Origin of the sequence: Pseudohoeflea suaedae, from assembly GCF_004354915.1 — a bacterium.
GTDB classification, from domain to species: domain Bacteria; phylum Pseudomonadota; class Alphaproteobacteria; order Rhizobiales; family Rhizobiaceae; genus Pseudohoeflea; species Pseudohoeflea suaedae.
The window spans coordinates 119,098-133,599 of sequence record NZ_SMSI01000002.1; the positions used below are offsets into that span (position 1 = coordinate 119,098).

The 14,502-nt window shown below is 62.9% G+C and carries 18 protein-coding genes; 4 read left to right on the plus strand and 14 right to left on the minus strand.

Translation table 11 applies throughout. The features are described 5' to 3' along the window. Positions 1-19: 19 nt before the first annotated feature. The 3 genes from E2A64_RS10590 to E2A64_RS10600 all read right to left on the minus strand — a co-directional run bounded on the left by E2A64_RS10590 (position 20) and on the right by E2A64_RS10600 (position 1,805). Positions 20-409, minus strand: coding sequence for an NUDIX hydrolase (locus tag E2A64_RS10590; protein ID WP_133284468.1), 390 nt, complete (start codon positions 407-409; stop codon positions 20-22). Positions 410-411: 2 nt separating this feature from the next. Further along, positions 412-1,413, minus strand: a complete 1,002-nt coding sequence (locus E2A64_RS10595) for a GlxA family transcriptional regulator (RefSeq protein ID WP_133284469.1) — start codon at positions 1,411-1,413, stop codon at positions 412-414. 197 nt (positions 1,414-1,610) lie between these two features. Beyond that, on the minus strand, positions 1,611-1,805 hold the full coding sequence (locus E2A64_RS10600; RefSeq protein WP_158285740.1) for a hypothetical protein: 195 nt from the start codon (positions 1,803-1,805) through the stop codon (positions 1,611-1,613). A 102-nt stretch (positions 1,806-1,907) separates the two neighbouring features. Here E2A64_RS10600 and E2A64_RS10605 point away from each other — a divergent pair, with 102 nt between their 5' ends. Beyond that, on the plus strand, positions 1,908-2,816 hold the full coding sequence (locus E2A64_RS10605) for a LysR family transcriptional regulator (RefSeq protein WP_133284471.1): 909 nt from the start codon (positions 1,908-1,910) through the stop codon (positions 2,814-2,816). A 3-nt stretch (positions 2,817-2,819) separates the two neighbouring features. On the opposite strand, the gene E2A64_RS10610 is transcribed toward E2A64_RS10605, so the two are convergent. Beyond that, complete coding sequence (locus E2A64_RS10610; protein WP_133284472.1) at positions 2,820-4,874, minus strand: ASKHA domain-containing protein; 2,055 nt, start codon at positions 4,872-4,874, stop codon at positions 2,820-2,822. Between the two features lie 16 nt (positions 4,875-4,890). Then, positions 4,891-5,184 (minus strand): hypothetical protein, encoded by a 294-nt coding sequence (locus E2A64_RS10615; protein WP_133284473.1) that lies wholly within the window; start codon positions 5,182-5,184, stop codon positions 4,891-4,893. A gap of 198 nt (positions 5,185-5,382) precedes the next feature. On the opposite strand from E2A64_RS10615, the gene E2A64_RS10620 reads away from it, so the two are divergent. Then, positions 5,383-5,631, plus strand: coding sequence for a hypothetical protein (locus tag E2A64_RS10620; RefSeq protein WP_133284474.1), 249 nt, complete (start codon positions 5,383-5,385; stop codon positions 5,629-5,631). 39 nt (positions 5,632-5,670) lie between these two features. On the opposite strand, the gene E2A64_RS10625 is transcribed toward E2A64_RS10620, so the two are convergent. The 7 genes from E2A64_RS10625 to E2A64_RS10655 all read right to left on the minus strand — a co-directional run bounded on the left by E2A64_RS10625 (position 5,671) and on the right by E2A64_RS10655 (position 11,041). Beyond that, entirely contained in the window at positions 5,671-6,630 is a 960-nt protein-coding gene (locus E2A64_RS10625) for a methyltetrahydrofolate cobalamin methyltransferase (protein ID WP_133284475.1), read from the minus strand. Between the two features lie 79 nt (positions 6,631-6,709). After that, positions 6,710-7,798: a methylenetetrahydrofolate reductase gene (locus tag E2A64_RS10630; RefSeq protein ID WP_133284476.1), complete on the minus strand. Its 1,089-nt coding sequence runs from the start codon at positions 7,796-7,798 to the stop codon at positions 6,710-6,712. Further along, the gene (locus E2A64_RS10635) at positions 7,795-8,358 is read right to left on the minus strand and encodes a methylenetetrahydrofolate reductase C-terminal domain-containing protein (protein WP_133285025.1); all 564 of its coding nucleotides are present in this window, start codon (positions 8,356-8,358) and stop codon (positions 7,795-7,797) included. Before E2A64_RS10635 ends, E2A64_RS10630 begins: the two co-directional genes overlap by 4 nt. A gap of 55 nt (positions 8,359-8,413) precedes the next feature. Next, positions 8,414-8,719, minus strand: a complete 306-nt coding sequence (locus E2A64_RS10640) for a virulence factor (protein ID WP_133284477.1) — start codon at positions 8,717-8,719, stop codon at positions 8,414-8,416. 131 nt (positions 8,720-8,850) lie between these two features. Beyond that, positions 8,851-9,621: a formyl transferase gene (locus E2A64_RS10645; RefSeq protein WP_133284478.1), complete on the minus strand. Its 771-nt coding sequence runs from the start codon at positions 9,619-9,621 to the stop codon at positions 8,851-8,853. A gap of 138 nt (positions 9,622-9,759) precedes the next feature. Next, positions 9,760-10,404, minus strand: a complete 645-nt coding sequence (locus E2A64_RS10650) for an exopolysaccharide biosynthesis protein (protein WP_133284479.1) — start codon at positions 10,402-10,404, stop codon at positions 9,760-9,762. Positions 10,405-10,459: 55 nt separating this feature from the next. Then, positions 10,460-11,041 (minus strand): DUF1638 domain-containing protein, encoded by a 582-nt coding sequence (locus E2A64_RS10655; RefSeq protein WP_244598284.1) that lies wholly within the window; start codon positions 11,039-11,041, stop codon positions 10,460-10,462. A 149-nt stretch (positions 11,042-11,190) separates the two neighbouring features. On the opposite strand from E2A64_RS10655, the gene E2A64_RS10660 reads away from it, so the two are divergent. Then, entirely contained in the window at positions 11,191-11,319 is a 129-nt protein-coding gene (locus tag E2A64_RS10660) for an EncA/B family entericidin (RefSeq protein ID WP_133284481.1), read from the plus strand. A 61-nt stretch (positions 11,320-11,380) separates the two neighbouring features. On the opposite strand, the gene E2A64_RS10665 is transcribed toward E2A64_RS10660, so the two are convergent. Further along, positions 11,381-12,082, minus strand: a complete 702-nt coding sequence (locus E2A64_RS10665; protein WP_133284482.1) for a corrinoid protein — start codon at positions 12,080-12,082, stop codon at positions 11,381-11,383. A gap of 285 nt (positions 12,083-12,367) precedes the next feature. Here E2A64_RS10665 and E2A64_RS10670 point away from each other — a divergent pair, with 285 nt between their 5' ends. Then, a complete protein-coding gene (locus E2A64_RS10670; RefSeq protein WP_133285026.1) occupies positions 12,368-13,921 on the plus strand; it encodes a trimethylamine methyltransferase family protein in 1,554 nt (517 codons plus the stop codon). A gap of 121 nt (positions 13,922-14,042) precedes the next feature. On the opposite strand, the gene E2A64_RS10675 is transcribed toward E2A64_RS10670, so the two are convergent. Continuing rightward, entirely contained in the window at positions 14,043-14,408 is a 366-nt protein-coding gene (locus tag E2A64_RS10675) for a winged helix-turn-helix transcriptional regulator (protein ID WP_133284483.1), read from the minus strand. Positions 14,409-14,502: the final 94 nt, after the last annotated feature.

The window sequence follows — 14,502 nt, forward strand, 5'->3', positions numbered from 1 at the left end:
GCCGAGCCGAGCCGAGTTCCTATCCCCAGATGGCAGGCAAGACGGACGTGCGGGTGAGGGGAGCAATTTCAAACCCGTCCGCCATGTCGCGTTCGAGCCAGAGGGTTTCCTCGATTTCGGCCCTGGCCTGAACCGGCCTGTCGAGGTCGAGACGGAACAGTTCGGCGACGACGCGGCTGCCGGCCTCGTTCGCCGCCGGTGCCGAAAAACGTCCGATATAGACAGGCGCGTCAATCAAAACGGTCAGGCCGAGTTCTTCGGCCAGTTCGCGGCACAGGGCCTCGCGGGCGCTTTCATCGGGAGCGATCTTTCCGCCCGGCTGCATGAAGGCGGTTGTCCCGCGCTTTCTCACGAGAAGCGTTGCGCCGTCCGGGCGCATGATCGCGGCCGCCGCGATGTTGATGTCCATGGTCAGGCCGCCGAGAGAATCTGCTTGCGGCTGGCGCGTTCCTGCTGGGGCGAACGATTGTAGAGTTCACGGTAGCATTTCGAGAAGTGCGACGCGGAAACGAAGCCGCATGCCACGGCGACCTCGACGACCGGAAGCGCGCTCTGCAGCAAAAGATGGCGGGCACGGTCCAGCCTTATCTCCAGATAATAGCGGGCAGGGGAGCGGCCCATTTCCTGGCGGAAGAGGCGCTCGATCTGCCGCCTCGAGAGCCCGACGTGATCGGCGATCTCGATGAGGGAGAGAGGTTCGGCCAGATTGGCCTCCATGAGCTCGATGATCGAGAGAACCTTTGAGTTCTGCACGCCCAGGCGTGCGCGCATGGGCAGGCGCTGGCGGTCGCGCGAATTCCGCACCCTGTCGGTCAGCGCCATTTCGCAGATCCGGTTGACGAGGTTCTCGTCGTGATCATCGCCGATCAGCTGCAGCATCATGTCGAGCGCGGCCGTGCCGCCGGCGCAGGTATGGATGTTTCCGTCGATCTCGTAGAGGTCGGCGAAAGCCTCGGCCTTCGGGAAACGTTCGGAAAAGCCGGGAATGTTTTCCCAGTGAATGGCGCAGCGCTTGCCGGAGAGTAGCCCGGCCAGCGCGAGGATGTGCGCGCCGGTGCAGAGCCCGCCGATGGCGACGCCGCGATTGTGCTCTTCGCGCAGCCAGGCAAGGACGGTCTTGTTCTCGAACTTTTCGACGTTGATGCCCGAGCAGACGAGAACCATGTCCGGTTTGTCCCGGCCGGTCAGCTTCGCGCGCTCATCGGCAAGCGAGTTGTCGACCGCGATCTTCACTCCGTTGGAGGCGGCTACCGATCCGCCATCGGCGGAGGCGAGCCGCCACGAATAATAGTCGCTGCCCAGCATGCGGTTGGCGAGGCGCAACGGCTCGATCGCCATGGAAAAGGCGATCATCGAGAACTCGGGAACGAGATAGAAAACGAATGAATGCTTGCTTCCGGCGGCTGAAGCCATTGGGCACCTGTAATCCGTGATCGGGTCCATCATGTCCTGCCGGCCAAGCGCACAGGTCCTGTGCCGCATTGTCGCAATGAGGACATATAACATGCCGTTTGTCACGAGGGGTGCCGAAAAAATCTGGCGCGCCAACGGGTTCTCCGGAGCAGCAAGGCGGCGCGCTGTCTTCCCACGCCGCCTTCTTCTCGCGGAGGTCACCTGGTGCGGGCTCCGATACGCATCTCGTCGCGCATTCTGGACCTTGTCGCGTGCCAGTAATCGGTGGAAGGCCAGCCGATATCCTTCCGGGTTTCAGGGCTGAGCGCCTCCATGCGCCGGGCGAGGCGATTGCGCTCGATACGGTATGCGACACTGGCCCAAAGGCGGGCGGCTCCGGCAAAGACAACCATCATGATCTCCTTTCGTGTCTCATCCGTTGACAGAAGAATGGCGTTGCCTCATGATTTAATCAAACGAAATGAAATGATCTCTTCAATCAAGGAAATTGATAGATGAACGCTCCGATCTTCAATTCGGTACCGACCATCGATCCGGAACTGCTGCGCAGTTTTGTCGCCATCGCGGAGACGGGCAGCTTCACCGCCGCCGCCGAACGGGTGTTTCGCACACCTTCGGCCGTTTCCATGCAGATCAAGCGGCTCGAGGAGGTTCTGGGCGTGTCGGTCTTCAACCGCGATGCGCGCAACGTGTCGCTGACGCCGGACGGCGAAGTGCTGATCAGCTACGCGCGCCGGCTCCTTGCACTCAATCGCGAAACGATGTCGCGCTTCGTCAGCCCTTCGGTAAGCGGCGTCGTCAAACTCGGCGCCCCCAGCGATTACGGCGAGGTGGTGCTCCCGCGCGTTCTCAAACGCTTCGCGCAGACGCATCCGGACGTGATGGTCGAGGCGCTGATCGATGAATCGGTGCATCTGCGCAAGCGCTTTGCGGCCGGACAGCTGGACATCGCGCTTGTCAGTTGCTCGGCAGAAGGGCCGCGCATCAACGGCGAGACGATGATGACCGACGAGATCGTATGGGCGGGCGCCCGGGGCGGGCAGGCCTATCTGCGCGATCCCCTGCCGGTGTCGTTGTGGGACGAGGGCTGCACCTGGCGCCAGCGGGCGATCAGCGCGCTGGAACAGGCCGGGCGCGGTTATCACATCGCCTTCATGACAGCCAACGTCTCGGGACAGCGCGCCGCCATCCAGGCCGATATCGCGGTAGCCCCGATGGGGCGGCACTTCGTGGGCGAAGAGGTGCAGATCCTCGGCCCGGAAACCGGACTGCCGCAGATGGGAACCTATGATCTCGAACTGCAGGTCGCCGACAAGAGCTCGGCGCCGGTCGCAGCCTTCGCCGACCACATGCGCTCTGTCTTCCAGCATGTGCGGGAGACAGGCTCTTTCAGCTGCTGTTGAGCCTCAGCGCCGTCCGCGTCGGCCACCTCTCCGGCGCGGGCCTTCGCCCCCTTCGACGTCGCGTTCCGGCCGATCGGCCGAACGTTCGGGCAGCTTGACCACGCTTGCGAGCTTGGGGAAGGCGTCGAGCTTGTTGGGCAGCGCCATGGCGGAGACGAAGTGCTCCTGGAATTTCGGCTCGAGCGCGGTCTCGATCTTCTCGATGCGGCGCACCGTGTCCTCGATCTCGCGGCGATGGTTGCGGTTGAGGAGCGCCATCCGCGCCCCCGCGCCGGCGGCATTGCCCACGGCCTTCACCTTGTCGAGATCGCAATCGGGGATCAATCCCAGTACCATGGCGTATTTCGGGTCGATGAACGAACCGAAGGCGCCGGCAAAGGCGATGCGGTCGACCTCGGCAATCCCCAGCTTGTCCATCAGAAGCTTGATGCCGGCATAGAGCGCGGCCTTGGCGAGCTGGATTGCGCGGATATCGTTCTGGGTGATGGTCAGACGCGGCGCGGCTTCCTTGAGCACGTAGGAAAAGGTGCGGCCTTCGGCAATGATGCGCGGGGTTCTCTGCGCCAGCGAGCCGTCGATCACGCCGTCCTCGGAGATGATGCCCGCGAGGTACATCTCGGCCACCACCTCGATGATGCCGGAGCCACACACGCCGGAGACGCCGAGTTTTTCAGACGCCTCGGCGAAACCCGGTTCGTCGGACCACTGTTCGATGCCGATGACCCGATAGCGGGGGTCGAGCGTTTCGGGATCTATGCGCACACGCTCGATGGCGCCGGGGGCGGCGCGCTGGCCGCAGGAGATTTCCGCGCCCTCGAAGGCGGGTCCGGTCGGCGAGGAGGCGGCGACACAGCGTGACCGGTTGCCGAGCACGATTTCGGCATTGGTGCCGACGTCGACGATCAGCATCATCTCGTCCTGACGGTGAGGGCCTTCCGACAGTGCCACAGCGGCTGCATCGGCGCCGACATGGCCGGCGATGCAGGGCAGCATGTAGGTGCGGGCGCCGGGATTGAGGTCGAGGCCGATATCGGAGGAAGGCAGGCAGACCGCACCCGAAAGGGCCAGCGCGAAGGGCGCGCCGCCGAGTTCAGTCGGGTCGATGCCGAGGAACAGGTGGTGCATGATCGGATTGCCGACAAAGACGGAATCGAGAATGTCGTGGCGGTCGATTTCGCCCTGTTCGCAGACCTTGCCGATGAGCCCGTTGATCGCCTCGCGCACGGCCCTGGTCATGGCCTCACGTCCGTCCGGGTTCATCATCACGTAGGAGACACGGCTCATCAGGTCTTCGCCGAAGCGGATCTGCGGGTTGGAGGTGCCCGAAGACGCCAGCGTACGGCCGGAAAGCAGCGACGAGAGGTGCATGGCGATCGTGGTGGAGCCGATGTCGCAAGCTATGCCGTAGGCCTCGTTCTTGAGGCCCGGATAGAGCGCGATCAGACGCGGTTCGGCATCATCCCGGTCGCGGTAGACCGCAGCGGTGACCTTCCACTCGCCCTTGCGCAGGATGGACTGCACCCGCGGCAGGAGCCAGGGATCGACGGTCAGGCCGGTGAGCGACCAGTCGCGTTCCAGCGCGACGATCAGCCGGTCGAGGTCGCCGAGCGGCTTTTCCATGTCGGGTTCCTCGACGTCGACATAGCACATGCGCACGGCCGGATCGCGTTCGATGACGCGGGTATCGGCATCCTTGCGCACCACCTGGGCGTTGATGATGGTGTCCTGCGGAACATCGATGACAAGGTCGCCCTCGATGGTGGCGGAGCAGGACAGGCGCCGGTCGGCGGCAAGGCCCCTGACGCGCTCGTAGCGCTCTTCCTTCGGCCCCTTGGGGGAGATGTGAGACGGGCCGGATTCGATGCCGTGCTTGGCGAACTTGCCTTCCTGCACGACAATCTGGCAGCGCCCGCAGGTGGCGCGTCCGCCGCACACGCTTTCAACATAGACGCCGAGCTCACGTGCAGCATCGAGCACGGCCGTCCCTTTCGGGAAACGGCCGCGCTTGCCCGATGGCATGAAAAGGACGAGGTGATCGGCGGCGGGGGCATGTGTCATCTGTTTGTCCACATCCTCAGGGCACTAGTTTTGTGTAGGCGACAGCAATGAGAAAGGTTGCAGCAAGGACGGCACCCGATATCCATGTGAACAGGTTTATCCGCCGCGTGGTGAGCAGGTGAGGTGCTTTTACGCCGATGATGGCAAATGCCATGCCGAGAGCTGCCACAAGCAATATGATCGGAATTAGAAATGTCTGTAGTGTTTGGTTGAGCCGGGAAAACTGCTCGCTGTCTTGAAATATTCCGAATTTCAAGACAATCGCGATGAATACTCCAGTCGCAAGAGTAAATCCGAATCCCTTTAGCATATGAAGTCCCCGGTGCGAGCGTTCGCTTTGCGGGGGCATTGTCGGTCAAGCTTTGAGTTCAATTGTGCACGTCCGATGGTGCCCGACGGCATGAAAAGGACGAGGTGATCGGCGACGGTTTCGTTCATATGCGGGCTATTTTCTTTACCGAAGGTTTGGACGGGAGACGGACAATAGGATCATCCGAGAAAGTTTGCGATGCCTGACGTCTTTATCACCGCCCTGTTTCTGAGTTTCACCCTGGTTCGCCTGATCAAGGGCAATTGGCTGCATTATCCGGGTCATGTCGCTGTCTCGATCCTCGGTGGGATGGTCGGCCTGATCGCCCTGATGGTCCTTGAGCCCGGCAGCCAGACCGACTGGGTATCCGGCAATGCCGCCGCCGCCGTGGGGGCTTGGGCGGCCATGCTGCTTTTCGACCGGGTGACGACCGGAAGTGCGGGCTGAGGCAACTCGCCCGCGGCCATCCTCGCACTCACCTCGTCGTCATGCCCCGCGACGGGCAGCGCGGCCACCGCGGCGGCGGCCACCGTCTCCACCCGCTGCCGCAGCAGGAGCGGCGCTCGCCGGAGCTCCTGCCGCTGCGGGAGCATAATCACGATAGGTGCGGATCCAGTTGGTGCAGTCCGGATCGGTGCCGTTGAGCACGTTGGCGGCGCGGACCATTTCCATTTCCTGGGGGCGGCAGGGGTTCATGATCGCGCTCGTCATGCCGGCACCGATCACCATCGGGATGAAGCCGGCATTGACGCCGTGGCGGTGAGGCAGGCCGAAGGAGATGTTGGACAGGCCGCAGGTGGTGTTGACCTTGAGCTCGTGCCGCAGGCGGTGGAGCAGGGCAAAGACCTGCTTGCCGGCCGTGCCCATCGCGCCGATCGGCATGACGAGCGGATCGACGACGATGTCCTCGGGCTTGATGCCGTAATCGGCGGCACGCTCGACGATCTTCCTGGCGACGGCGAAGCGCACGTCCGGGTCTTCGGAAATGCCGGTCTCGTCGTTGGAGATGGCGACGACGGGAACGTCGTATTTCTTGCAGAGCGGAAGAATGGCCTCGAGCTTTTCCTCCTCGCCGGTCACCGAGTTGACCAGCGGCCGGCCCTTGGCGACGGACAGCGCGGCCTCGATGGCGGCGGTGACGGAGGAATCGATCGACAGCGGCACGTCGACGAGATCCTGCACGATGCCGAGCGTCTTGACGAGGAGCGGCGGCTCGGTCTCGTTCGGGTTGACGGCGGTTACTCCTGCGTTGACGTCGAGCATGGTGGCACCGGCCGCGACCTGCGCCAGCGCATCCGCCTTCACGGTGTCGAAATTGCCTTCGATCATCTCGGCGGCGAGCTTCTTTCGGCCTGTCGGGTTGATGCGCTCGCCGATCACGCAAAAGGGCTGGTCGAAGCCGATGACGACTTCGCGGGTGGCGGATGCGACGATGGTACGGGTCATAAGGTGTCCTCTGGGTCTGGCCCGTCCCCGAAGGGACTTGTGATTTGTCTTCTATCAGATTTGTCGGAAAACGCGCATTTCAGGCTTCGCCTTCCGCGGCGACGCCCGCAAGCGTATGGGGAGAGACACGGGCCGCATCATCCGCCTCCTCGAGGCGGGCTTCGGCTGCCTCATTGGCGAGGTTGGGTTCCTTGCGCCAGGGCTTGCGGCCCTTCAGCACGCCGGAATCATGCACGATCTCGGCGACGAACTCCTCCTGCCGGTAGGCCATGACATGTATGCCCGATACGCCGGCGATCTCCTTGACCTCGTTGATGATGTCGATGCAGAGGCGCTTGCCCTCGGCCTTCTGGTCCTCGGCGCCTTCCAGCCGCTTGATGATGTGATCGGGGATATGGACGCCCGGCACGTTGGAGCGCATCCATTTGGCCGTGCGGGCGGAGGCGAGCGGGCCGACGCCGCAGAGGATGTAGCATTTCTCGTCGAGGCCGAGATCGCGCACGCGCTGCATGTAGCTGCGGAACATGTCGACATCGAAACAGTACTGGCTCTGCACGAACTGCGCACCGGCGGCGATCTTCTTGGCCAGCCGCATCGGCCGGAACTCCTGCGGCGGCACGAAGGGGTTGATCGCGGCCCCCAAAAAGACCTGGGGCGGCTTGGTCAGCTTGCGGCCGGAGAGAAACCGGCTCTCGTCGCGCATGGTGCGCACGGTTTCGAGAAGCGACATGCAGTCGAGGTCGAAGACGGGCTTCGCGCCCGGCTGGTCGCCAGCCTGAACGCCGTCACCCGTCAGGCACATGATGTTGCAGACGCCCATGGCTGCCGCGCCCAGGACATCGCCCTGGATTGCGATCCGGTTCTTGTCGCGACAGGCGATCTGCATGATCGGGGCATAGCCCATGCGGGTTAGAAGCGCACAGATTCCGACCGAGGACATGTGGCAGTTCGCGCCCGATGCATCCACCGCATTGATGCCGTCCACCCAGCCGTCGAAGACTGCGGCGCGGTCATAGACCTCGTCGGCATCGGCGCTGTCGGGCGGGTTGAGTTCGGCGGTGACGGCAAATTCGCCCCGGCGGAGCACGCGTTCCAGCCGCCCCAGCGAGGAGTGGCCGGGCTTGGGATCGAGCGGCAAGTGGGCGCCAAGCGGATTGGTGTCGCTCATCGCGCGGCCTCCGAACCTTGGGCCTGGCGGGCCGCTTCCCGTTTGGCTGCGTCTTCGGCGGTCACGCGCAGCCAGGAGGAGGTTTCACGCCAGGACTGGTCGACGGGTTTCTGCACCGTCATGATCCTATCGCCGCCCTTCATGCGCTCGGAGCCCTGAAAGGCCTGAACCCAGACGCAGGGCATGTCGGGTTCGACCTCGCAATTGCCGTTGGCGCGCACGCCGCCGCATGGGCCGTTGCGCAGTTGCTTGGGACAGTTCATCGGGCAGGACATGCCGGTGGAGGAGAGCACGCACTGGCCGCACATGCGGCAGTCGAAGAGAAAGCCTTTCACATTGCGCTCGACGAACTTCACCGGGGCTTCGGCGCGCTGGTATCCGATCCGCTTGAGGAGCGGGTGAAGACCCAGAAAGGCATTGGCGAAATGAGTGTAGAACCACTCGAAAAAGCGTGCGTTGCGCACGGACCACAGCCGGATCGCGATCTTGTTGCGCCGCCGCCGGCTGGGTGAGACACCGGCAGGGTTATAGGCGGTGGCAGGGGCTTTCGGCTTCGGCATGGCTGCAGGCTTGGCGGCAACGCCGGACGCCGGATCAAGGCCGGTCTTCGGGGCTTCACTCATCGGCCAGCCTGCCTCCGTTGCGCGCGACTTTGACCAGCCGGTCCTGCGGCCAGAGCGTCTCGATCTCGCTTGCGGCCCTTTCCGCCTCGGCTTCCAGATCGTCGGATACGGTTTCGGGCTCGGCGCGCCGCCATTCGGCGAGATAGTCGTCCGTGCCGGCCGCGCCCGAGCGCATGGCGGCCATGTCGATGGCCTCGGCAAAGCGGCCGGCAAGCTCGCGCTTGGCGGTCTGGCGCCCCTTCCTGACGATCACCTGGGCGGGAATGTCGCGCCAGAAGACGATGACTTTGTCGGCCATGAAAAACTCCTTGCAGCGAGAATGCGTGCGGAAGCGCCGCGCCGCTATTTCGGCGACGACGCGCGGGCGCTTCAATTGCGACCTTGGCTTATAATGGACGCGACGGGGATGCGTCCGTTCCGGATTTCGGACTACCAGACGCCTCTGGTGATGCCGCGCCAGAGCCAGGCCCAGATCGTCGGGTGGAAATACTGCTTCGAAACGCCGTCCGCGGGAAGAGGCTTCAATTGGCCTGCGACTGCGTCCCGCACGGCCATGACGGCGATGTCTCGCGCGGCTGCGGTCTGCAGGATCGTGTCGGTGAAAATGGTTTCTTTCGCGGACGGCTCGATGATCCTGCGGTAGATGACGGCGCCGGAATCGATGCCCGCATCGATCAGGTGAACCGTGGTCCCGTAGTGATCCAGATCCTCGTTGACCCGCGCCCAGTAGCCGCTCCACATGCCGCGATAGCGCGGGGTGATGCCGGGATGGAAGTTGAGGACCGGGCAGGGCATGGCGGCGAGCGTGTCCCGCCTGAGGATCCGGCAGCTTACCGACAGGATCGCCGCCGGCTGGATGTCGCCGATCAGTTTTAGTGTCCTGGCGGCGTTGACGGAGGGGACCTCATGTACCCTCACGCGCGGATTTGGCCGGTCTGATGCGCCATGCTCCCGCATGATCCGGGTTGCGCGCGCCCTGGTCAAACTCTTCCCGATCCGCGAGGTGACCATCGTCGCAAGCTGGCCGATCGCGGAAACCCAGCCCATCAGCCGGGCCTTGCGACGGATAAAGGTGACTTTCGATTCCGGACGTTCCTTGAGCACCACGACATCATCGAACGCATCAGCGACCGCATTGATCACGATCCACGGAAAACGGCCGCCGGATGTAAGAATGACGATGGTCGATCGGTCAGGCATTCGCGTCCCAGGCGAGTTGGGGCTCAACAATCACCATCTCTAACGCCAAAACGCCAAAAGTGTCGTGTAAAAATAATGTGTTCGGCCATGCCATTCATGGCCGAGCGCGCGTCGTGGAAGCCGTGCTTGAACTGGGGTTCAGAAAAACCACATCAGGAGCGCGCCGGTGGCGAAGGCCACCGCGGTTACCATCAGGATCGACAGAAGGCTCAGGAACAGGCCGACGGCGAGGCAATAGCCGTCGCGCTCGGTATGGGCGACGCCGAGAACCGAGAAGGCCACGGCGGGCGGCCAGTTGCCGAAGGGGATCGGGATCACGCAGATGACCGCGAGAATCAGCGCCAGGAGGCCGAAAAGGCGCTCGTGCAGAGTGCTGCGGATCGGCCACTTCCGGGGCCGCACCCAGTTTTCCGCGCGTTTGAGCCACGGCGTTACCCTGAGCGCCATCACGCGGAAGCGCGATTTCTCGATCGAGAAATTGGCGATGCGTCTGGGCATCCAGATCTTGTCGTAGCCAATCAGTATCTGCCAGGCGACGAAGACCATCGGCAGACCGAGAACCAGCGTCGCGCCGGGCGGCAGCGGAATGAGGTTCGGGAGCGCGAAGATCAGCATGAACGCCCCGAAGGAGCGATCTTCCAGCGCCTCCGCGAGGTCACGTATGGAAATCCGCTCGCCGGGTTGAGCGGCAAGTTCAAGAAGGAGATCGGAGAGTTTTTCGGGGCGGGGGCGGCTTTCGACCGGCTCGACCGGAAACTCGGGTGACGATGTGTGCGTGTTCACGGGAGCCGGATTACTTCAATTGCTCGTGATACACTAGGCACCAAATGCTTAAAAATTATGGCAGCTGTCTTTTGGCCGCGCCGCCGGCCTCGTCCATGAACGGGGTCAGATCGCCGTACCCGGTCAAACGCCGTTCGAAGGGCAGGCCGATGACTTCGGCTGCCTCCCGCGCCCGCGCCGTCAATTCGGGGTCGTCGGTCTGCGCCAGATAGAGGGCACGCTGATAATTGCCGAAATACATCTCGCGCAATTCCGGGTGCCGGTCGAGGCCGAGCGGCGCAACCAGGAAGGTTTCATAGTGGCGGGCGAGGAAATCGGTGATGAAGAAGGTCATCATCATCTCGTCCGAGGCGGCCTCGAAAGCCTGATTGCCATAATAGAAGGAGAAGCAGTGCGGGCCCTCGATGCGGCTCACGCCATGCTCGGCACAGACGCGGTCGAGCGCGCCGCCGGTGCCGCAATCGGCATAGCCGATGAAGATGTGCTCGAACCCTTCCGCGCGTGCCTCGCGGATCGCCCGGTCGGCAGCAGGTGCGATACGATCGGGGTGATGATGAAAATCAGCAGGCAGACACTTGAGATCGATGTGTTCATGCCCCAGTTGCTTATTTATCGCCAGCACCTCGCGGGCGATCATGCCGCAGGCGATAACGCGCACGCTCGCGCCGAACTCGCCGATGGCAATGTGTCCCGTGTCTTGCGTCGGATTCTTGCTGGCGCCTGACATTCGTTCGCCTTTACTGCGGTCGAGATGATCGACCTTCCTCCAAGGGGAGATGCGAGAAAATGAAGTTCCTCAAGATTGCCGGTGTTCTGACCGTCATGCTTTCGCTTGTTGCCTGCGCCAACACCATTCGCGGTGCGGGCCGCGACGTCAAGGAATCTGCCGCAGCCGTCAACGACGCCGTAAGCTGATCCGGCCGCAGGGCCAAGGCTCCGCCGGACCGTCGCAGGTCCGGCGGAGCGTATCGTCGTGTCAGCTGGCGGGCTTCCGGTTGTGCCGGCGCGCCATCAGCGACTTGGCCGTTTCGACCGTAACCGCGGCGTCGCGGCAATAGGCGTCGGCGCCCACGGCCTGGCCGAATTCCTCGTTAAGCGGCGCGCCGCCGACCAGCACGATGAAGTCGTCACGAATGCCCTTTTCCTTCATCGTGTCGATGACCACCTTCATATAGGGCATCGTGGTGGTCAGCAGTGCCGACATGCCGACGATGTCGGGCTTGTGCTCTTCGATCGCCTCGAGATAGTTCTCGACCGGGTTGTTGATGCCGAGGTCGATGACCTCGAAGCCCGCGCCTTCCATCATCATGCCGACAAGGTTCTTGCCGATGTCGTGAATGTCGCCCTTGACGGTACCGATCACCATGGTGCCTAGCTTCGGCGCACCTGTTTCCGCAAGCAGCGGACGCAGGATCGCCATGCCCGCTTTCATGGCATTGGCCGACATCAGCACTTCCGGCACGAAGAGGATGCCGTCGCGGAAATCCTCGCCGACGATCCTCATGCCCTCCACCAGCGCCTTGGTCAGGACATTATAGGGCGTCCAGCCGCGGTCGAGCAGGATCTGTGTGGCTTCCTCGATCTCTTCCTTCAGGCCGTCATAGAGGTCGTCCATCATCTGCTGGACAAGTTCGTCGTCGGGAAGTTCGGAGAGATTGATGTCTTCGTCGTCGGCCATGCGGGAATCTCCAAAGCGGATTAGGCGAACCATAATATATCGTAACACTAGGCCAAGGGGAGGGGCCTTGTCATTTGGCTAACGACATCAAATCGTTCCGGAAGCGACGTGGGGAGAACTGTGGACGCGGGCCGGGCGTGTCGCGGCAAAGCCATCCGAAGGCGCATCCGGAAACGCGGCGTGCCACTTTACGGATGAAAATTCATTCCAGATCGGCGAAAGTCGCCGGACCAGGGATGATCACGGATGGACTACGATATGGCTGTCGACGGAGCTGACAAGGACATGGCTGAAACGGCTGAAGGCCGGGGCGGCGGGCGGCGCAGCCGGGGAGCGGCGGGCCGCCGCGCCGAGCGTGGATCGCGGGGGCCGGGTCTCTCGCTTCCCTATATCACCCGCAAGATCAACACCTACGAGGTGCTGGACGAAGAGGGACTGTCGCTGATCGAAGCCAATGCCGACCTCATTCTGGAGGAAATCGGCATCGAATTCCGCGACGATCCGGAAACGCTGAAACTCTGGAAGGATGCTGGTGCCGACGTGCGCGGCGAGCGCGTCCATTTCCCGAAAGGCCTGTGCCGCGAGATCCTGAAAACCGCGCCCTCGGTCATCACCCAGCATGCGCGCAATGCCTCGCGCACGGTGGAGATCGGCGGCAAGTCCACGATCTTCGCACCGGTCTACGGTCCGCCCTTCGTGCGCGATCTGGAAGGCAATCGCCGCTATGCGACGATCGAGGATTTCCGCAATTTCGTGAAGCTCGCCTATATGGCGCCGGCCATTCACCATTCGGGCGGAACGGTGTGCGAGCCGGTCGATATCCCGGTGAACAAGCGACACCTCGACATGGTCTATGCGCATATGCGCTATTCCGACAAACCCTTCATGGGCTCGGTGACGGCGCCGGAACGGGCGGAAGACACCGTCGAGATGTGCAAGATCCTGTTCGGCGCGGATTTCGTCGACCAGAACTGCGTGGTCATCAACCTGATCAACGCCAACTCGCCGATGGTCTTCGATGAAACCATGCTGGGTGCGCTGAAAGTCTATGCGCGCAACAACCAGGCCTGCGTGGTTTCGCCCTTCATCCTGGCAGGCGCCATGAGCCCGGTCACGGTGGCGGGCACGCTGACGCAGATCCTGGCGGAAGTGCTGGCGGGTGCAGCGCTCACCCAGCTTATCCGTCCCGGTGCGCCGGTCATCTTCGGCACGTTCGCGGCCTCTATCTCGATGCAGTCCGGTGCGCCGACCTTCGGTACGCCGGAGCCCTCGCTCGTCTCCTACGGGGCGGCACAGCTTGCTCGCCGCCTGGGACTTCCGTTCCGTACCGGCGGATCGCTCTGCGGCTCCAAGGTGCCGGATGCGCAGGCGGCTCACGAGAGTGCTGCGACGCTCAATACCACGGTCCTTGCGGGCACGAATTTCGTGCTGCACGCGGCGGGCTGGCTCGAAGGCGGACTTGTCGCCTCCTACGAGAAATTCATGATCGACTGCGACCAGCTCGGCATGCAGCAGCGGTTTGCCGAGGGCGTGGATCTTTCCGAACAGGGACAGGCGCTCGAAGCGATCCGCGAGGTCGGGCCCGGCAGCCACTATCTCGGCTGCGCGCATACCCAGGCCAATTTCCAGACCGCGTTCTACCGCTCGCCGCTGGCCGACAACAATTCCTACGAACAATGGCTGGCTGAAGGCGAGAAGCGGATCGAGGAACGCGCGCGCGTGCAGTGCCAGAGCTGGCTCGACAGCTATGTCGCACCGGATCTCGATCCGGCGATCGATGAGGCGCTGAAGGAATTCATCACCAAGAAGAAGGATTCCATGCCCGACGCCTTCACATGAAAGGGTAAGCGCCGCTCGGGCGCGACAACGGGCGAAGTGCAGGGCTACGACCGCGTGTCGGAGTTGCTTCACAAGGATGTCTGGGGCCGGTAGATCCGGCCCCTTCTGATTTCTGGGCAGCCTATTCGGCGGCGATCTGCGAGCCGTTGAAGAGGCTCATATTCGCATCGCCCCAATCCTTCAGCGAAACCAGGATCGGGCCCAGGCTCTCGCCGCGCGGAGACAAGGAGTACTCTACCTTGGGCGGGACCTGCGCGTAGACCTTCCTGGCGATCAGGCCGTCGGCTTCCAATTCGCGGAGCTGGTTGGTCAGCATGCGCTGGGTGACGTTCGGAATATGCCGGCGAATCTCGTTGAAGCGCAGCACGCCCTTTTCCATCAGATGAAAGAGGATGACGGCTTTCCATTTGCCGTCGATCAGGCTGATCGTTGCCTCCACGGCGCAGCCGGGATGGCAGTCGAAACGGGAATGGCGGGGCTTTGCCATGGCAGTATCCTTTTCGACACTATGGGCGAATTTTGTGGGTATTGCAGTTTTCGAGCCGAAGGCTACATCAGCTGCGTGTTCAATGAAAGGAGCG